Origin of the sequence: Latilactobacillus fuchuensis (assembly GCF_900258455.1) — a bacterium.
Taxonomy (GTDB): Bacteria; Bacillota; Bacilli; order Lactobacillales; family Lactobacillaceae; genus Latilactobacillus; species Latilactobacillus fuchuensis.
In genome coordinates, this window is record NZ_LT984417.1 from 1665940 (window position 1) to 1685586 (window position 19647).

20 protein-coding genes are annotated in these 19647 nt (G+C 41.1%); 5 read left to right on the forward strand and 15 right to left on the reverse strand.

Annotated elements, in window-relative coordinates:
- A partial coding sequence (locus tag LFUMFP_RS07945; protein ID WP_106483400.1) for a LysM peptidoglycan-binding domain-containing protein occupies nt 1–1355 on the reverse strand: 1355 nt, incomplete at its 3' end.
- 170 nt (nt 1356–1525) lie between these two features.
- Between LFUMFP_RS07945 and LFUMFP_RS07950 the strand changes: the two genes are divergently transcribed.
- Together LFUMFP_RS07950 and LFUMFP_RS07955 are read left to right on the forward strand one after the other, a co-directional pair.
- Nucleotides 1526–2167, forward strand: coding sequence for a phosphatase PAP2 family protein (locus LFUMFP_RS07950; protein ID WP_106483401.1), 642 nt, complete (start codon nt 1526–1528; stop codon nt 2165–2167).
- A 21-nt stretch (nt 2168–2188) separates the two neighbouring features.
- The gene (locus tag LFUMFP_RS07955) at nt 2189–2749 is read left to right on the forward strand and encodes a tRNA 5-(aminomethyl)-2-thiouridylate-methyltransferase MnmM (protein WP_106483402.1); all 561 of its coding nucleotides are present in this window, start codon (nt 2189–2191) and stop codon (nt 2747–2749) included.
- A 63-nt stretch (nt 2750–2812) separates the two neighbouring features.
- Here the strand turns inward: LFUMFP_RS07955 and LFUMFP_RS07960 are convergent, their stop codons facing one another.
- From LFUMFP_RS07960 to LFUMFP_RS07980, 5 genes are all read right to left on the reverse strand, one after another.
- Nucleotides 2813–3439, reverse strand: a complete 627-nt coding sequence (locus LFUMFP_RS07960; protein WP_106483403.1) for a copper homeostasis protein CutC — start codon at nt 3437–3439, stop codon at nt 2813–2815.
- Nucleotides 3440–3464: 25 nt separating this feature from the next.
- Entirely contained in the window at nt 3465–4319 is an 855-nt protein-coding gene (locus LFUMFP_RS07965; RefSeq protein ID WP_199190577.1) for an undecaprenyl-diphosphate phosphatase, read from the reverse strand.
- Nucleotides 4320–4388: 69 nt separating this feature from the next.
- Nucleotides 4389–5309, reverse strand: a complete 921-nt coding sequence (locus LFUMFP_RS07970; protein WP_106483405.1) for an RluA family pseudouridine synthase — start codon at nt 5307–5309, stop codon at nt 4389–4391.
- Complete coding sequence (locus LFUMFP_RS07975) at nt 5299–6105, reverse strand: NAD kinase (RefSeq protein WP_106483406.1); 807 nt, start codon at nt 6103–6105, stop codon at nt 5299–5301. The genes LFUMFP_RS07970 and LFUMFP_RS07975 overlap by 11 nt, the downstream gene beginning before the upstream one ends.
- 5 nt (nt 6106–6110) lie before the next feature.
- Nucleotides 6111–6776 (reverse strand): GTP diphosphokinase, encoded by a 666-nt coding sequence (locus LFUMFP_RS07980; protein WP_106483407.1) that lies wholly within the window; start codon nt 6774–6776, stop codon nt 6111–6113.
- A gap of 148 nt (nt 6777–6924) precedes the next feature.
- On the opposite strand from LFUMFP_RS07980, the gene LFUMFP_RS07985 reads away from it, so the two are divergent.
- Entirely contained in the window at nt 6925–7509 is a 585-nt protein-coding gene (locus tag LFUMFP_RS07985; RefSeq protein WP_106483408.1) for a CYTH domain-containing protein, read from the forward strand.
- A gap of 82 nt (nt 7510–7591) precedes the next feature.
- Complete coding sequence (locus tag LFUMFP_RS07990; protein ID WP_106483409.1) at nt 7592–8239, forward strand: DsbA family protein; 648 nt, start codon at nt 7592–7594, stop codon at nt 8237–8239.
- Nucleotides 8240–8309: 70 nt separating this feature from the next.
- On the opposite strand, the gene LFUMFP_RS07995 is transcribed toward LFUMFP_RS07990, so the two are convergent.
- From LFUMFP_RS07995 to LFUMFP_RS08035, 9 genes are all read right to left on the reverse strand, one after another.
- Nucleotides 8310–9278 (reverse strand): competence protein CoiA, encoded by a 969-nt coding sequence (locus LFUMFP_RS07995; RefSeq protein ID WP_106483410.1) that lies wholly within the window; start codon nt 9276–9278, stop codon nt 8310–8312.
- A 215-nt stretch (nt 9279–9493) separates the two neighbouring features.
- Nucleotides 9494–11560, reverse strand: coding sequence for a beta-glucosidase family protein (locus LFUMFP_RS08000; RefSeq protein ID WP_233210637.1), 2067 nt, complete (start codon nt 11558–11560; stop codon nt 9494–9496).
- Nucleotides 11553–12485: an AraC family transcriptional regulator gene (locus tag LFUMFP_RS08005; protein ID WP_106483411.1), complete on the reverse strand. Its 933-nt coding sequence runs from the start codon at nt 12483–12485 to the stop codon at nt 11553–11555. Before LFUMFP_RS08005 ends, LFUMFP_RS08000 begins: the two co-directional genes overlap by 8 nt.
- Before the next feature lie 165 nt (nt 12486–12650).
- The gene (locus LFUMFP_RS08010; RefSeq protein ID WP_106483412.1) at nt 12651–13349 is read right to left on the reverse strand and encodes an adaptor protein MecA; all 699 of its coding nucleotides are present in this window, start codon (nt 13347–13349) and stop codon (nt 12651–12653) included.
- 210 nt (nt 13350–13559) lie between these two features.
- Nucleotides 13560–13958: a transcriptional regulator SpxA gene (spxA, locus tag LFUMFP_RS08015; RefSeq protein ID WP_025083353.1), complete on the reverse strand. Its 399-nt coding sequence runs from the start codon at nt 13956–13958 to the stop codon at nt 13560–13562.
- 317 nt (nt 13959–14275) lie between these two features.
- Complete coding sequence (locus LFUMFP_RS08020) at nt 14276–15016, reverse strand: MBL fold metallo-hydrolase (RefSeq protein WP_106483413.1); 741 nt, start codon at nt 15014–15016, stop codon at nt 14276–14278.
- 145 nt (nt 15017–15161) lie between these two features.
- Complete coding sequence (locus LFUMFP_RS08025; RefSeq protein WP_025083355.1) at nt 15162–15947, reverse strand: DUF975 family protein; 786 nt, start codon at nt 15945–15947, stop codon at nt 15162–15164.
- Nucleotides 15948–15962: 15 nt separating this feature from the next.
- A complete protein-coding gene (locus LFUMFP_RS08030; RefSeq protein ID WP_025083356.1) occupies nt 15963–18062 on the reverse strand; it encodes an ABC transporter permease in 2100 nt (699 codons plus the stop codon).
- On the reverse strand, nt 18040–18816 hold the full coding sequence (locus LFUMFP_RS08035; RefSeq protein WP_025083357.1) for an ABC transporter ATP-binding protein: 777 nt from the start codon (nt 18814–18816) through the stop codon (nt 18040–18042). Before LFUMFP_RS08035 ends, LFUMFP_RS08030 begins: the two co-directional genes overlap by 23 nt.
- 148 nt (nt 18817–18964) lie before the next feature.
- Between LFUMFP_RS08035 and LFUMFP_RS08040 the strand changes: the two genes are divergently transcribed.
- Entirely contained in the window at nt 18965–19639 is a 675-nt protein-coding gene (locus LFUMFP_RS08040; protein ID WP_025083358.1) for a response regulator transcription factor, read from the forward strand.
- The last annotated feature ends 8 nt before the right edge of the window (nt 19640–19647 follow it).

Sequence of the window (19647 nt, forward strand, 5' to 3'; positions counted from 1 at the left end):
TTAGAAACGATTAACACATCGCCAGGATGAATCATATTATTTTTGATGTTATTCCAACTAATTAAATCGGTCGTTGAGATCCCATATTTATTGGCAATCGCCCAGACTGAATCGCCAGACTTAACCGTGTACTTCGTCCCAGTTGCCGGTGTGGTTGGTGTCGTTGTGCTGCCCGTATTACCGCTGTTACTGTTATCACTGCCAGCGGCTGATTTAGAAACGATTAACACATCGCCAGGATGAATCATATTATTTTTGATGTTATTCCAACTAATTAAATCGGTCGTTGAGATTCCGAATTTATTCGCAATCCCCCAAACTGAATCACCAGACTTAACCGTGTATTTCGTCCCGTTAGTCGGCGTCGTTGTGCCACCATTATTATTGCCGGTATCGCCAGTATTGTTACCAGTACTACTACCCGGTGTGTCATATTGCGTTAAATCATATTGTTGAATCAAACGATTCAAGCTTGACGCATAGTTAGTAGCCGTCGCATAACGCCCTTGTAAATATTGCGTTGCTTGTTGATAACTGCTCGTATAGCTCTTGAAGGCCCCTTGGTAATAAGGCGTTGAACCAAATGATGTATTTTTCAAGACGTGTACGTAATCTTGCAATGATTGGTAGTATGATGGGTATTTTCTAAAAGCCGCTTGAATTTGGTAAATATTACCGTAACCATCATCTTCATTAGTCCACATATAAACTGAGTTACCATTGTATGAGCCTTTGACCCCGAATAAGTTATAATTAGGCGCTTTGCCTAATGAGCTACTCCCAAAGCCAGATTCCAAAGAAGCTTGGGCAATCATGACCGAAGCGTATAAATTATTATCGTTGGCTAATTGCCGTGCTGAACTGGCAATTGAGTTAATGAAAGATTGAGCACTTGTGCTCGCTGCTGACATAATCACTCGAGCAGACGCCGCATTGGCACTTGTACTTTGAACCCCCGCAATCGGCTGGGCTTGCGTAGGTGTTGGTTGGGCTGACGCCACTTTATTAGCATCATTTTCAGTTACTTGTGGTTTAACTGCTGGTTGTTGTGTGGATTGGCTAGTGCCAGTTGTTTGGCTACTTGTTGATTGTGCGCTGCTAGCAACCGTTGAACTAGTCGTACTCGCCACACTTGAGCTAGTCGTAGTAGCCGTTTGATCTTGATTATTTTGAACGTCTTCAGTGGCCGCTTTAGCTTTGCCACTTGAAAAACTAGGCGCAATTGCGGAGCCCATTAAGACACTGGCCCCAGCAAACGTCGTTACGTTCCGCATTTTTTTGATGCGAATCTCGTTTTTTTGTTTATGTAAATTTAATTTCTGAATTGCGATGCGTTGTTTTCTGGTTTCTTTCACTTTTAGACCCTCCAATAAAGTCGATTGCACGATTTAATTGAGCTTCAACTAGTACATAGTATAATATTAATTTCTCGACAAAACAATCTATTTGTTAAACCACTTTAATTATTTGTACTATTACATCAAATTATTGTATGATCGTAGTTAACTAGAAAGGAACACTTTACATGTCGAATCAACAAAAACAAATTTCATTCACACTGACTTGTTTCAGCGCTTTCGTTCTCTTACTCTTTAGTATTACAACTCGCGCCGCTTGGGTCAAGCAATTTGATTATACGATTAATGACTGGCTTCATCAAAATCTATCCTTAAAGTTCAAACCAATTATGATTGGCATCACGACTTTGGGGAATCCAACTAGTATCGTCGGACTTGTTTTAGTGGTTTGCCTAGTCTGTTACTATTACAAATTATATTCGGCCGCTGGTTTCGTGCTCTTCAACGTCACGATTTATACCGGTCTAAACCACGTCATTAAAAGCCTAGTCACCAGACCACGTCCTGCTTATGAACACTTCGTTCACGCGGGTGGCTACAGCTTTCCTAGTGGTCATGCTTCCGGTAGTTTACTTTTTTGGGGGTCATTATGGATCCTAAGTCGCTATTTGATTCAAAATCGGACCTGGCGCCGAGTTTCGACCATCGTCTGTGGACTGTTCCCCTTACTAATCGGTCTCAGTCGTATTTACGTTCAAGTTCACTATCCAACCGATGTCCTCGGCGGCTTTTTATTAGCGGCCGGTTGCTTAAGCCTAACTTGGTTAGCCTTTAAACGACAACAATTATTGCCCACTCTTCACGATTAACATTCAAAGGAGTTTTCACCCATGATTCTGACAGATCCCGTTCAATTCGCCCACCAACTCTTAAACCAAGCCGTTCGCCCCGGTGACACCGTGATTGATGCCACCGTTGGTTACGGTCACGATACCTACTTTTTAGCCGAAAAAGTCGCCGAATTTGGCCATGTTTACGGCTTCGAATTACAAAAACCAGCGCTTGATATTTGCACCGATCGTTTAACTAAAGCTCATTTGCATCAACAAGTGACCCTCTACAATCAAGGCCATGAACGGATTATTACGGCATTAGACCCCGACCTCAAAGTCCAAGCGGCCATTTTTAGTTTGGGCGCTTTGTCGGCCGAGACCGCTAATCAACCGACTTTACCGAATACCACAATTTCGGCTTACCACCAAATCTTATCGCGCTTGAATCGTGGTGGTTTACTGGTTTTCGTGAGTGAAACCCAATTCAACGCCTCCGACGAAGAAATTAATTATTTAGTCGCCGACCTCACTCATTTAAACCCAGACTATTACCAAGTTAGTCGTTATCAAGGAATTAACCACTCAAGCGGCCAAGTCCTCGCTATCGAAAAAAAATAAAAACAACTAAAAACACGAGCCGCCAAAATAACTTTGGCGGCTCGTGTTTTTAATTATACTAGTTTAGACAATCTTAGTGCCATGTGCTTCTGTCAAACCCAATTCAGTCATAATAGCCGTGACATTATCAGCCGTAATACCACCACCAGGCAAGATGACAAGACGACCGTCGGCAATCGTTACGAGTTCTTTTAAGTGAGCTTGATTCAAAGGTTGATCAAGTGGTCCACCATGCGTCAAAATACGTTTCACATCATGTTCGGCTAACCAATCAATTGCTTCAGCTTGTTGTGCTGTTGGAATCTCATCAAACGCCATATGGAAAACGACTTGCATCCCATTAGCGGCGCCAATCAACATCTCCATCGCTTCATCGTCGATTTGATTATCCGGCGTTAAACAACCTAGGACAATTCCATCGGCACCCAATTCTTGGGCTGAAAAGATATCGGCTTCCATAATTTTTAATTCTTGATCATTATAGACAAAATGACCACCGCGGGGACGAATCATGACCATCACTGGCACATCGTGTTCGTGGGCGTAGCGCACGGCTTCAGCCATCACGCCACGACTGACAGTCGTCCCACCAACGGCTAAATTATCGTTTAATTCAATCCGTTTCGCACCTTGGCGAATCGCGGCGGGGATTGCTGTAAAATTCTCAACACAAACTTCTTTGATTAACAATTGAAAAACTCCCTTCAAACTTCAATTAAGCGAATAACATGGCGCCTAATACTAATAATCCCAAGATAATCCGGTACCAACCAAATACTTTGAAATCATGTTTCTTAATGTAGTCCATCAAGAATTTAATCGACACGATTGAAATCGCGAATGACACAACCATTCCGATTATCAGAATGATCGTTTGATCACCCGTGAACGTATTGCCTTCATAGAAGAACTTCCCAATCTTCAACACGCTGACCCCGACCATCGTTGGAATTGCCATGAAGAATGAGAATTCAGCCCCGACAAATCGAGAGGTCCCGATAATAATCGCCCCTAGAATCGTGGCACCGGAACGTGAAGTCCCTGGAATAATCGATAAGGCTTGGAAACACCCAATCCAAAAGGCGGTTAAATAAGGCAACGTATTTAAATCGGTAAATTTCGGCGTAATGCTCTTATTCCGATTCTCAATCACGATGAACAAAATCCCATAAAGAATCAACATGCTGGCAACAACCCAATTATTCATTAAATGGGCATCCATCCAATCATTCAACGGAAAACCAACCACGACTGATGGAATGACGGCAATCACGACTTTAGACCATAACGTCCAAGTTTGTTTCTGTTCTAACCCCGTTTTACGGGGTGAAAATGGGTTCAACTTGTGGAAAAACAGGACGACGACCGCTAAAATCGCGCCGAATTGAATCACATAATTAAACATATCCATGAACGCTTTGGTTTCATCCATCTTTAAGACACTACCGACTAACACTAAATGACCAGTCGAACTAATCGGTAACCATTCGGTAAAGCCTTCGACAATCCCTAATATAATCGTTTTAATCACATTCAACGTAAACACAACACTCTTCCCTTCGTAAATCATAATCGCTTATTAGTATACTGATTTTGAAGCCTGATAACAGCCCCTAATGAATAGCTTAAGCTTTTTTTATTATAAGGTATTTTCATCATAGGCTAAATGCCGCGCTTTTAAAACGGCTCTAAAATCAGCCGGCAACGGACTCTTGACCGTAATGATTTTCTCTTCAAACGGATGATAAAATTGTAATTGCCGACAATGTAATGCCTGGCGCGGCAGTAAATCGTCCGCTTCGCCGTAGAGATTATCGCCAATTAGCGGATGGCCAATTGATTTAAAATGGACGCGAATCTGATGCGTCCGCCCAGTTAATAATTGTAATTTAACGAGCGTTGCATTATCGCCATGCGCCGCTTGCCAATATTCCGTCAACGAACGCTTGCCACCCGGTGCGACCACCCGCCGCATGTAGAAATCTTCCGAACGTTTAATCGGTCGATCAATCCAGGCGTGGTTCGGCATGTCTTCGCGCATATCACCACTGGCAATCGCCACGTAAGTTTTTTGCAGTTCTTTAGATTGCAGCTGCTTATCGACTAAGCTGTGGGCAAAACCGTGTTTGGTGAACATCATCAAACCACTTGTATCGCGGTCTAACCGTGTCACCACATGAACGACCTGACTTTCAGCGTGTTCGTCAATCAAATATTGTTTGACGTAATTGGCCATCGTGTTACTTGGATGTTGGGGCGCTGGCAACGATGCCACAAACGCCGGTTTATCGACCACTAAAAAATGGTCGTCTTCATAAACCACCCGTAAATCCCCTTTGACGGGAATCACGTGTTCGACGGCCACTTCTGGTGCGAGATAGATGGTGACTAAATCATTTTGAACGAGTTTAGCATTTGTATAAGCTTCCTGCCCATTGACTAGAATCGTTCCGCCCGCAAATTTAATTTTGGCTAACTGACTTCTAGATAAACCGTGGTGCCGTAAAAAATTACGAAGGACACAACCTTCTGTTTCTTGATACTGCCAATCAAATTTCATGTTTTGACCCGATAAATGCATCTTCGACACGGTCCCAGAAATAAGTGTGCCGGTAACGTGCAAATTGTATTCTTTCTTTTGCGATTTTAAATTGCATTTCAGCAATTGGTCGATCCTTTGACGTAAATTGATCAATCGTGACCACGTAGTCACTCGTCTTCGACGGTTTCAATAGTAACCATTCATTGGAAGGTAAGATGACCGGCGAGGATAACGTCCGGTAGACCCGGTTGTTAATTGACGCAATTTCAGTCAGTTGCATAGCGTCTAATTGTGGGTGTAAAACGGCGCCGCCAATCGATTTACTGTAGGCGGTTGACCCGGTTGGTGTGGAAACACACAAACCGTCGCCCCTGAAGCTTTCAAAAAAGTTTTCTTTGATGTACACGTCCGTCCGTAACGTTGCCGCATACCGCCGCAACGTCACTTCATTCAACGCGAGTTGGCGCTGGGTTTCACCCGTATCCGCATATTTAATTTTAACTTCGAGTAGCGGATAGCTGATGCTTTGGCCCATATCCTCTTGCAACGCGACCACTAAATCTTCAACTTCAAAGTCACGCCAATCGGTATAGAAGCCGAGATGACCCGTGTGCACACCGATAAACCGGATATGGTCCAGTTGAGTAGCGTATTTATGAAACGCCGATAACAGCGTGCCATCACCACCCACCGAAATCACCACATCCGGGCGTTCGCTTTCCATAATGAAACCGGTACTCGTTAACTTTTTGGTCAACCGATCAGCAACATGTCGTGATGAGTTGCCATCGTTGCTAAAAACCATTACTTTCAATCGGTTCAGTCCCCTTTTAAGTCATTTTTAGGTGTTTCATCAAGCGTCTTTTGCCATTTACCATACGAGAATAATTGTTGTGCTTCTTGAATTTCTTCCCGAATTTCCGACATTTCTTTATCTAACATAAAGGAAGCTTCGGCCGCCCGTTTCAAACGCGCCTTCAAACTGTCTGGAAATTCGCCTTGGTATTTATAATTTAAGGAATGTTCGATTGTGGCCCAAAAGTTCATCGACATCGTCCGAATTTGAATTTCGGCCAATATTTTTTTCTCACCACTAATCAATTGAACCGGATATTCAATCACGATATGGTAAGAACGGTAGCCACTTGGCTTAACGTTCGAAACGTAATCGCGTTCTTCAATAATGGTCATATCGGTCCGTTGGTGTAATAAGCCAACGATTTCATGGATATCTTCCACAAACTGACACATGATCCGCAAACCAGCGATATCTTGCATGTCCTGTTCTAATAGTTCTTCAGTGATGTAGCGTCGTTGCATCTTTTCTTTAATGCTATCGATGGGCTTAACCCGACCGGTTACAAACTCGATAGGGGCATGTTCGTTGTTCTGTTGATATTGTTTACGCATGCCACGTAATTTAATTTTCAACTCACTAACCGCTTGTTCATACGGCATTAGGAATTTTTTCCAATTTTCAACCATCATAGACCCCTCATTCAATCTGTCACATACAGTGCTATTTTACCATAGATTAGTTTTGTTTCGCCACGAAACGTCCGAAATACAAATTCGATTACAATTCCACTTTTTTATGCTAGGATAGTCTTATTGTAAATAAGGAGTTGGATTAGTGACTCAAACCATTGAACGTGAATTTAAAACGTTAATTACCAAAGCACAATTTAGTCAAATTCAAAAGGAACATCCTGAAGCCTTAACGGTGCGCCAGACCAATCATTATTTTGAACTGCCCGGCCACCAATTACGGCAACAAGGCCTAGGCCTGCGGATTCGCCAGTTTGCAGAGACCGCCGAGCAAACCTTAAAAATACCCACTCATTCGGTTCAACGGACCTTAACCGAAATCACCGAAGCGCTTTCATTAGAGACCGCTAAACAACTAATCGAGCAACAGACCATCCAATCCGATGGTCCCATCATGACTTATTTTAATGAGCAAGCATTAAATTGGCCTACACTCTCAGTTTGGGGCTATAGTACAACTGAACGAACAATCATTAATGAGCCACAAGGTCAGTTAATGCTCGATCAAACGCGCTATCCGGATCAATTTATCGATTATGAACTTGAGTTTGAAGTCTCCGACTTCCAAATGGCACAGCCATTTTTCGAACAACTGGTCCAGCGCTATTCAATTAAACCAACACCCGTCATCAACAAAGTCCAACGAGCAAGTCACCATCAAGCACATTAATTGCAAATTGGGTGCACTTTGCTTAAAGTAGTCAAATAGTCTTATCTCATTTTAAAAAATCAATTAGTTTGGGGGAACAGCTTTGTTAGAAGTTTTTTTATTTATTAACCCGATCGGGCAACTTTGTTTACGTTCTGAAGAAGCACTGATTAAAATTATTGAAGAATCGAATGATACTAATATTCATTTTAAATTTATTCCCGTTTTGAATTTAAAAAACGTTGAACATTATATGCATTTTCAAAAATTGAATAGTCATGATTTGGATCTACGCAACCAAGTTTTTGGTACAATCTACCAAGCAGTCCTGGCTTATAAGGCCGCTACTTTCCAAGGCAATAAGAAAAGCCGTGCTTTTTTAATGTGCTTACAGGAATCTTTCCGCCAGTTTGACGCGCCTTTTAACACGACCTTAGTGCTCTCAATTGCCGAAAAAGTCGGTTTAGACACCGAAATGTTACTCGAAGATTGGCACAGCGAACTCGCCAAACAGGCTTTTGATAGTGATCAACAATTGGCCTGTGAAATGAACATTCAAACCAGCCCCTCCGCAGTCGTCTTCAATTACGCTAAAGGCCAACATGATTCGGGTCTATTGATTGAAAATTGTGATTCTTACGATTTATTGAAAGAAGTCTGTAGTCAGCAAACTGACGCCGAAACAACCTACGAAACATTAAGTCGCCAACAATCTAAATTTACCAACGTTGCCTTCCGGGTTTTAACTTAAGCCCCTCATGCCAAAAAAGCCTAACGTTATCTTTAAACTTAACCGTTAAAGATAACGTTAGGCTTTTTATTTAAATTAATTTTTGTTGGTCTTTTAACAGTCGATAGCTGGGCCAATCTTTCAAAATCGTGGCCGGCAATAACGGCTGTTGAAGGCGCGGCGCGTAATCAGCAAAGGTACCGATTGGTTGTCGATCAAGTAGCCACCGTACTCGACTGATAAACTGTCCCGTTTCAAATAATGGTGGCACATAATCAATACAGTAACACCAACGGGGAATCGTCTGTAAGGTCAGTCCTTGTTGATAACACGCTTGTTGCAGACTGACTAGCTGTGGATCCATTCGAACGAGGCGATTTTGAATCACCTGCCGCTGTTGTGCGATGCCGATTGGTGACCATTGATGACTCCCTATCATGCTTGCCGGTTGTGCCATTAAACGTAAGGCTTGCGGTTGGGTTAAATACCGAGTCTGCCAAAAATAGCCTTTGAAATCAATCGTCACAATATGATGGTAGAGTAACCACTTCCGTTGCTGTGGTGCGTAACCGAAGAGATAAAAACCCCATTCCGGTCGATATTGCATAAACGCTAACTGCTGTTGACTCAGCCACCGATATTTCGGCCAAAATCGTTCACCAAGCACCCAGATGACGGTTAACCCGGCCGCTAAATAATCATTCGTCCGTTGTGCCAAACAAGCTGGCGTTAAGGGACTGCACTGATATTCAACAACCACTGATTGCGTACCCCGAGTCACCAAAACATCTGCGCGTTGGTGCTGGCCGATTGGGACCTCGTAGGCGACTTGATAATCACTAGCAATCGCCAACGTCCCAATCGCCCTTTTACCCAGCTGATGGATCTGGCTTTCACCAGTCCCGCCAGTTGGTCGAACATGGGCAAAGTACGGTGCGACTCGTTGACCGCCCTTTAACATGACCGGTTGTTGGCAGTTTGGACAACACAGCGGTTGGGTTTTAGCGACCGCTGCCGTTGCGAGCACTAATTCGCCAGATTCAGTTTGTGCAACTTTCATGATTTCACCTCCCTAATTAATCATTCGCGAACAACCCAATAATTATCGTGTCTGATTAATTAAATAGAGATTTTCATCATCAAAAACAGGCAGCCTCCCAGATTTAGGAGAATGCCTGTTTTTTTGGCCTCTAAATGACCTGACGCTGCTATAAATCAGCAACAATTTGGGGATAAAAAGCCTCTAATTTAGAAGAAGCGCTTCTGGTATTCACACTACAACGTTATTTCACCGACCATCAGATCTTGTTTTGCGGCGCTAGTGCCTAAATACATTTCGTACGTCATCTGTTCTAATTGCCATTCGTTGAGTTCTGGATTAAACCACTTTAGTTTATCAATCAAACAACTAATTTCAATTGTTTTTTCTGCCCCTGGAGCCAGACTGACTCTTTGGAAACCGCGCAAGAGTTTAACGGGCCGATCAATCTTAGAATTCGTAAAACCAACGTATAGTTGCACGACTTCAGTCCCTTCCCGATTCCCCGTATTTTTGATGATTGCTTGGGCTTTAACCTGGTCTTCGGTCTTAAAAAATGTGACCATTGAAATATCAAACGTTGTATACGATAAGCCGTACCCGTACGGTCTTAGTGGCACAACGCCTTCTTTTTCCAACTTAGCGTAACCGTGATAATAATCATAGACTTGCTGATCAGTTTGCCAATTAACTTGTGGTAGGTCGGCTTCAGCGTATGGAATAACGTAGGGGATTTTGCCGGATGGATTGACTTGCCCCGCTATAATTTCACCCAACGCCGTTCCGCCTTCCATGCCAGGATAGTAAGCCATTAAAATTGCGCTGACTTTTGCTTCCCATTCGGTCATGATAATAGTATTGCCACCCACTAATACGACCGTCGAATTCTGATTAACCGGCCCAACCGCTTTAATTAATTGTACTTCATCGGCATGTAACCCTAGGCCGTTGACCCGATCACCACCACGCGCGCCAGTGTAATTCGTCTCCTCACTCTTAGAAACAAATTCGCCCTCATCATCATAGTTATAACCGACAACAAAAATAGTGGCATCAGCCTTTGTTGCTAGCTGTTTGGCGTACTCTAAATCTTGACCATCATACTGGATGACCTCTGCCTTGGGAAAAGCATTCGCAATCCCTTGCAGTGGCGTAATAACATAGGCAGGCCGCACAGCACTCGATCCTTGATCGCCAGTCAATTCTTTATCAGCTAAATGACCAAAAACCACAATTTTTCGGATTCTATTTGCAACAAGGGGTAACACTTGTTCTTTATTTTTTAATAAAGTAATCCCTTCACGTGCAGATTGTAGCGCTAACTGACGGTGCTTTTTAGAACCAACCACAGTTTGATCAGCCGGTACCTTAGAGCGTTCAGCTTCAAAGGCCAATAGCGTCCTTAAAATCCGAAGTGTGGCTTGATCAATTGTTTCTTCTAAAACTTGACCATTACGCACAGCTTCAACCAGTTTATTGCCAAACCATTCTGTCGTACACATTTCAATATCTTGACCCCCATTGGCAGCGGCCACCGTGTCACGAATCCCCCAAAAGAAGTCGCTCATCACGAAACCATCAAAATCCCATTCTTTTTTTAAGACTTGATTTAACAGATAATCAGAATGTCCACAAGGCACACCTTGATAGGCATTATAGGCACTCATAATACTGCCCGCCCCGGCATCAACGCAATCTTTAAAATGCGGTAAGAAAACTTCCCGTTCAGTTCTTTTATCCATTTTGATAGCCACTTTAAAACGTGAACATTCCATCGAATTAAACGCATAGTGCTTAACACAGGCGATTACTGCTTCAGCTTGAACCCCAGTCACTAATGCTGAACCCATTTTACCAAGATGAAAAGATTCTTCGCCGTACGTTTCCTGACTACGCCCCCAACCTGGATTATACGGTAAATTAATGCAAACGCCCGCAAACGTGTTGCCCCCATATGCTTTTGTTTCTAAACCAATCGCGTGCCCTATTTTTTCTTCTAATTCAGTATCAAAAGAAGCCCCGCGCAACATCGAGACTGGAAAACAGGTTGTTTGACCAGTGTCACAAACAACCCCGCGTGGGCCATCCACAAAATTCATCGCTGGAATATTTTTTTCAGGGAGGCCACCTGCGGGATACGGCCTATAATTATAATGTTTCTCCGCATTTGCCTGCATTTCAGCGAGCAACTCTTTTGCCTTTTTATTGCCACTCATCATAAAGACTTTCTCTGTTAACGATAGCTTTTGCAACAACGCATACGCTTGTTGTGTGTAACTTAATCTCTGCGCCTTATCAATCATTATCATTTAGCCTCCTGCACAATTTTTTTAGTCTAGTGACGGCTTCGGATTGATCAAAATCTAAATAACCGTTAACCTGTTCAGTTGCCATTTGATGGACTGATTGTTGTTTAAAGACGAACGGCGTCACCCCGACATCCATTTTAAACAAGCGATAAAACGTATTTTCTGACCCAAATCCGCACTCATCAATGATATATAAAATCGTTTTATCCGTAAAACTTAACATATACTTCGCTTGATCCAATCGATACCGTTGGACTAGCTCTCGAAAACTCTGCCCAGTCGTCTTCTTCAAAAATCGATATAACTTTTTTTCATTGATCCCGAAATCTTTTTGAATTGCTTGGGCAATATCTGAATGTCTGTAATTTTTTTCGACGTATGCGATGATTCTCAGTAGTTGTTCCGAATCATCAGTTTCCTGACCATTAGCGAATTGACGTATCTCGTGTTCGGCATTTTCAAACAATTCTGCTAATAGTTCATATATCTTACTCTTCAATCGATAGTCCGACGCAGCCTTATCTAAGCTAATTAAACCAATCTCGGCCAATATTTTTCTGTATATCTTGATATCAATTTTGGGTTCTAATCCCCTTTGTTGGCTATTCAAAAAAAAGGCATATTGTTGAATGCCATGTTTTGATTCTTGAAAAAACCGTTCATTTAATTGGATAATTAAACAAATATTATCTTGGTTCGTTCGTTTCATCCCGTGGACTAATTTAGGATTAATGAACACTAATTCCCCTGCATTAAACAACCATTCAGTCTTTTCCAACTTTATTTCCAAAGTGCCCTTTAACACCAATATAAATTCACCGTCATAATGCCAATGCATGCTAGAATAATCAATCGACGTGATAAAGATTTTGGCCGGAAAAGTTTGGTAAGACATTTTTTCAAAAAGATAGTGACTCATCGATAGCCTCCTTTCGAAGCAAACGCTTACATTTATTGTAAGCCACTTTATGTTATCTTGTTTTTAAAAACAGTCATCTTGTCTCCCGTTTTAGGACATTCCCAAATCGTTAAATTTATAAAATCAAAATAAAAAAACTTCCCCTACAAAGAGAAGTTTTTCACTCTAGTCCTTAAAATAATAACGCGTTAATTCTAGCGCACTATTATCCATGACTTGTTGACCATATTCCTTCAAAAAATCAGCCGTATAGGGCGTTTTCTGTCCAAATTCATTAGCGACCGCTAAATCATCTTGTAAGAAGGTTTCGGTTGTATTTTCTAAAAAGAAAATTAACTGTGCATAGTATTGGTGTTGATAAACAAATAAATTAGAAACACCACTTTCAATCCGTAACTGTTGGGCTAACGCAATCCAATCATCGAACGATTTAAAGTGCAACACAATTTGGCGCGTTGGATTATCAGCTTGCTTCAGATAATTCATCGTTTCATCATCATCGTCATCCGCTGATTGATCATCGCCCGAATCTCGTTTAAGCAACTGTTTTTTGATGTATTCTGTAATGCCGTCTTGACCTTGCACCATTTCAGAATCGGAATGAGCTTCAACTTGTCCAAAATTAGGGAGATTCTTACTAATTAATAACTCTAAACCTTCGTCATTTGGTAAGACTTGAAAAGTAACCGCCTCGTTATTAGCAAAGGCGTGGTCTTGATCGACTTCTTCCAAAATTAAATAGAAGAAACGTTCAATTTTTTTATGATTACTTAATAGATCAAGCCCGGTAATCCCACGTTCTTCCAAATCGTCATTTTCAAGCAGGACTCGAATTGTGTTATCATCGATTTTTTCCATCTTCATGGGCCATCGCCCCTTTCTACTACTGTCTGATTCACGCAAACAGTCATTGATTGTACTTTGCTTTACCATACCAGTATCGCTAACAACATTCAAGTCTAGCGATTATTCTTTAATCAATAACCATTAAAAAAAGCAGACTATCCCTCAACAGGATAACCTACCTTTCAAACTTGATCCGCAACTAATGACCATGTCCTTATCAACAGCGACTTAGAAGCCTGCCATTAATTGAGCTTGTTGTAATTCCAATGCACGAACTTCACGTGGCAAGAAACGACGAATTTCATCTTCATTGTAACCCACTTGTAAACGTTTCTCATCAAGAATAATTGGCCGGCGTAATAAACCAGGGTTTTCTTGAACCAAGTCTAATAATTCATTAACTGATAAATCATCAATTTTAATATTCAATTCTTGGAAAATCTTCGAACGTGTTGAAATGATTTCTTCAGTACCGTCTTCAGTCATTCGTAAAATCGTTTTAATTTCGTTTTTATTGAGAGGGTCCGAAAAAATATTGCGTTCTTTAAATGGAATGTCATGTTCCTTTAACCACGCCCGGGCTTTACGACAAGATGTACAACTTGGTGATGTGTATAATGTAACCATATGTCTCTCTCCTTTTCTACCATGGAAGCGCCTACGTTTCGTATTCGTTCCATTCTCTCTTACAAAATCTATTATACGCGATTAAGTATCTAAAAACTAGTCTTTCTTAAAAATAAATTAATCGTTTTCCAATAAACTTTAATTAACAAAATTAAAATAAACGTCTAATTAAAGCGTTTAATATCGACATTATAGAACTGAGATGCAATTTTGACTGTTTTATATTTATCAATACAATCATTTTATTATTATCATTAATTATTATTCTAATGAAATTGCACTTATTTTTTGTAAGTTCTGTATATCACTATCTTACGTCAGGCAATTTCAATTGTCAATCCTTGTTTCGCAACTTGAATTGGCAAGTTCGGCAAGACCGCTTGTGCCTGTTCTAGAAGCGTTTCGGCCGTTGCGGTTTGGGGTAAATGAGTTAACAATAATTGTTTAACTTGACTGTCTTCAGCCAAAGCCGCGGACTGGGTCGTCGTCATGTGGGCCATTTTACCGGTTTTATCTTGTAAGAAGTTCGTATCCGTCATCAGTAGATCAGCCTGTTGGGCGAAATTGGCAAGTTCAGGGAAATAAGCCGTATCCGCAGTAAAGACTAATACTTTACCAGTCGACACTTCTTCAATCCGCGTCGCAAATGCGGGCACTGGATGAATCGTTCGTTTAAAAGTGATTTTAAACGGTCCGACTGTCAATACGGTATCCTCTTGATACCCGAATCCCTGCGTGACACCCGGCAAGGTTAAACTGCCAAAATGTAACGGATCTTGTAAATGACCATAGATTGGTAAAATCGGTTCTTTTTTGACACCTTGGTGCAATTGCCAATAATATTGTAATACCCCTAAATCAGCGATGTGATCGTGATGGTAATGCGTCAATAATACGGCGTCTAATTGCAATGGTTCTAAGACCTTTTCGAGTGCCAGTAGTGCACCACTCCCACAATCTAATAACAAATGATAATCACCACTCGTTAGTAAGTAACTGCTCGTGCCGACACCGTTGTAGGGATAACCACCATAATAACCTAAGACTTGTAATTGCATAATACTCAACTCCTCTTCTACGGTCTATCATAGCTTATATTAGCCACGTTGAGTATGGCCTTAATTGATTTTTACCAATATTTAACGCAAAAAATCGCTATGGCTAATAATACTAGCCGATAACGATTTCAGTTTTACTAACTAATTATTGAATGACTTGAATCCGATCTTTTTTGATGTCTTGATAAAACAGTGTGACACTCATAATCAGATAAGGATAGAACCACAAGAAACCGATCCCCGCGGTTAAATAAACGACGATTTCCCAACCGATGAACGATAACACCAGTCCTAATAACCGCAACCAGTGCCCTTTTAAAATCACCGTTGATAACGATAATATCATTTTAATTGAGGCTTGTGGAAATTCAAATTTCAATAACACTAGAATTTGGTAATACGCTAAGATGATTGGTTGAATTAACGTAATCACTAATAAAACAAGTAAAAAGGTCAGTACCAAGAAATAATTGGCTGGCTGTTGACTCAATTTCATGAGATAAGGTGCCGCCGATGTTAAGCCGTTATAGCTGAAGTTTAATACACGTTGCCAACCAATCAGTTGATAAAATGGGATTAAACCGATCAGTAATAAGCCCCAGTTTAAGACTTGTTGAATTAAGTTTAAAATCACCAAATCCGTATAGAATGGCTTTTTGAATAACGGGGTGATGGCATTGATGCCTTTCGTCTTGTGGTAACTTAATTTCAAAGTGGCTAAGAAAACCGCGTTTAGAAAAATAAAATAGAAGAAATAGCTCGCAAAAGTATCCCCCATTTGATACCAGAACGTCCCAGCCCCAAAGAGACCTTCAAGTCCCGCATCAAGTAGCATCGTAATCAGTAACCACCATGCCACCATGGTCGCCAGTTGTTGCCAATGTCCTTTTAATAAAAGTCGCGCTTGTGTTCGATAAGTCTTTAATTGCACAGGAATGCCTCCGGTTTAATAGTGCGTATCTTCATACAACGGTCGATTGACGATACGATTATAGATTTTAGCAGTGAGTAAATAAAACATGAGATAAATCATGATGAAAATCCCACAAACAATGTACACCAATTGTAACCCGGGATTATCTAAAAATAAACTCAATAATCGAATCGCAAAAATGGCGTGCAGGGTTCCGAGAATAATCGGTAATAAAAAGATCATCAGAATCTGGAAATAAATCGAATGTTTGATTTCAGCCATACTCATCCCGATTTTTTTCAACGTTTGATATTGTAAGATTTCTTCTTGGGCTTCTGAGAGCTGTTTCAACATAATAATACTCCCGGTCGCTAGCATGAAGATTAAGGCAATTAAAATCATGATATACAGATAAAAGCCAAAATTAGCGTTGGCCAATGCCTGATTAGGCTTTTTAATCAGCACTTCATTACGGGTATCACCTGTTTGCTGTGGCTTTTTAATGGTTAATCGATAATGATCAATCGGCTTGCCCTTCTCGGTCACCAGATAAGCTTGTTTCTTAGCTGTCTGCGTGTATTTCAATAACGCCGCCATGAACGGTTTATTCTGTTGATCTTTCTTGGTTAAATTCACCGTGTGGATCTGATCGGTAACATCCGCTTGAATCCGTTGATACTGAGCATCCGCAACGACCACCATATTCTGAATTGATTCAAAATAAATTGCGGGGCCGTTAGGAAATAATTTACGCACTCGAATCACCTCTAAATGGGTTAATCCAGATTGATATAAATTTAGCGGCGTGTGATCACGCTGTACTGGTTTTAGTGCCTTACTACGGGGTATTTTCAACATGGTCAGTGGCATATCAACAATCGCTACGGCTTCTTGCGGTTCTAAATGCGTCGCCGGGCGATCAAACTGACTCGCCATCATCTGGTTATATTGAGATAAACCAATCACCGTCGTGGCCCCGTTTTGTTGGTACCCATCTTGAAGTAATGGACTGTTTAATTTAAAATTACCCGCAATAATTTTATAATCAATGACCGTTTTGGACTTAGGTGTCACGTGATAGCGCGCCATTAAAGCTTCAACATCCGATTTTTGTAATTGCGTATAAATTAAATCAGCCGGAATATTTTGCTTCAACTGACTTTGACCATACGTGTAGATCATCGCCGTACTCCCAATTGCCGTAATCGTAACCGCGCTTAAAATCGTGATCATCCATAATGTTTTAGCATTTTTACGAAAGCGATAACTGAGATTAGAAACACTTAATAGATGCGTTCCCCGATAATACAGCCGTTTCCAACGCCGTTCAAATTGTAACCAGATTTGAATATAAGATTGAAAAAAGGCTAAAGTCCCAATGATTTCGAATAGCAGTATCGCTAATAGGTAGAAAAGATCCGCTTCATAGCCAAATTGGCGTTCCATCATTGGCATTAAGGTAAAAATCTTTTCCGCTAAATAATATCCGCCACCAATGAGCGCGATTCCGATGGTCCCCCACAGATAGGTCCAACCAGTCGGATGTTTCATCTTTTTAGCCATCCGAGTTGGATGTAATAAATCGACTAGTCGGTATCTAAAAATTAACGTACTGTTTAAAAAACCAATCATTAGAAACAAAAAACCAAACGTGCCGGTTGTCTGCCGGATCGCCTTCCACGAAATCAGAAACGGCATCGCCACGGCAATTCCCATCATTCGCAATAATAACATCGCGAATAATTTTGATAAAAAAACGCCTAATAATAGACCAATTAAAATGGCAATCAAGCCAATGATTAAACTTTCACCAAAAAAAAGAAAACTAATCTGTAATTTGGTCACACCGATAACGCTTAAAATCCCGATTTCTTGTTTCCGTTTCTTCACAAAGAAAAGATTCGCATATGCTAGGAAAAAAACGACAAATAATAAGATGATAATCCGCGCCATACCAATCGTTCCACCAAATATAAGACGTTCACCAGCCGTTTTCAAATGGGTGAGTACCGGGTCCGTTTCAATTGAGATGAAACAGAAATACACGACAATCGCTGCCACACAAGCAATTAGATAAGCGGCATAGTCCCGAGCCCGGTTCATCGCATTTTTAAAGGTCAGTCTTAACAGCATTATAGCGACCTCCCCCACCAATCGTGGCCTGCATATCAATAATCTGATTAAAGAACTGTTGGCGATCACCGCTCCGTACTATTTCGGCAAATAACTGGCCATCCTTGATAAACAGGATTCGCCGGCAATAACTGGCGGTGAACGCATCGTGGGTCACCAACAAAATGGTCGTCTTCTCTTGCTGGTTAATCTCCGTTAAATACAACAATAACTCCGTTGCCGCCTTTGAGTCTAAACTACCCGTCGGTTCATCCGCTAGCAACAACGCCGGATTAGTAATCATCGCACGCCCGCACGCGACCCGTTGCCGTTGTCCGATTGATACTTCTTCTGGATAGCGTTCCAATAAACCGCTAATTCCGAGAATTCGACTGACTTTATTTAATCGCGATTCAATCACCGCAACGCTTAATTTATCCAACGCTAAAGGTAATAAAATGTTTTCCCGAATCGTTAATGAATTCAATAAATTAAAATCTTGAAAGATGAAGCCTAAATATTGCCGACGAAAATTGGCTAATTTCGCTTCGCGCATCTTGGTCACTTCTTGGTCTTTAATCAACACTCGACCGTGTGTTGGCCGATCAATCGTCGCAATCATGTTTAACAACGTCGTCTTGCCCGCACCGGATGGGCCCATGATACCGACAAATTCACCGGGTTCAATCTCGAATGAAATATCATTGAGCGCGTTGACAACGTTCAGTCGATGACCATAAACCTTAGAAATATGTTGAACCGAAACTACTGCCATGTTTTAAGCGCTCCTTTTAATTTAGTTTCTTATATTCTAGCAAAATTCTGGGCAAAAACCCACCATCCGCTTATCAGACCTTAGACGGTTGTCTTTTGACACTAAAATCGGTATTATGAATTTAATTATGCTTAAGGAGCGATTTAAAATGTTTGAAATTATGATTGTTGAAGATGATCAAACGATTGCTAATTTAATTGCCGAGAATTTAGAAAAATGGCAATTAAAAGCCATCTTACCCAAAGATTTTAACGCTATTTTTGACCAATTCCTCACGGATAAACCCCATTTAATCTTATTAGACATTAATTTACCGGTTTATGACGGCTTTTACTGGTGCCAAAAAATTCGTGAAGTTTCAAAAGTGCCCATCATCTTTATCTCCAGCCGTAATACCAACATGGATATGGTGATGTCGATGAACATGGGTGGCGATGATTTCGTCAATAAACCATTCTCTATGGAAGTCCTGATTGCCAAAATCAATGCGCTATTACGCCGGACCTACAACTATGTTGATCAAAATACCGACGTCATTGAACATAACGGTTTATTGATCAATCTGCAAAGCGGTGGCGCACAAGTTGGCGAAATCACGATTGATTTATCCAAAAATGAATACAAACTACTCCAATTTTTAATGCGCCAACACGGTCAAATTGTCAGCCGCGAAAAATTATTACGCGCGCTTTGGGACGATGAACGGTTTGTCGATGACAACACCCTGACTGTCAATATTAACCGCCTTCGTAAAAAAATCGAACAAGCCGGGCTCGATGATTATATTCAAACTAAAATTGGCCAAGGCTATATCATCCCCTAAGGAGCAAT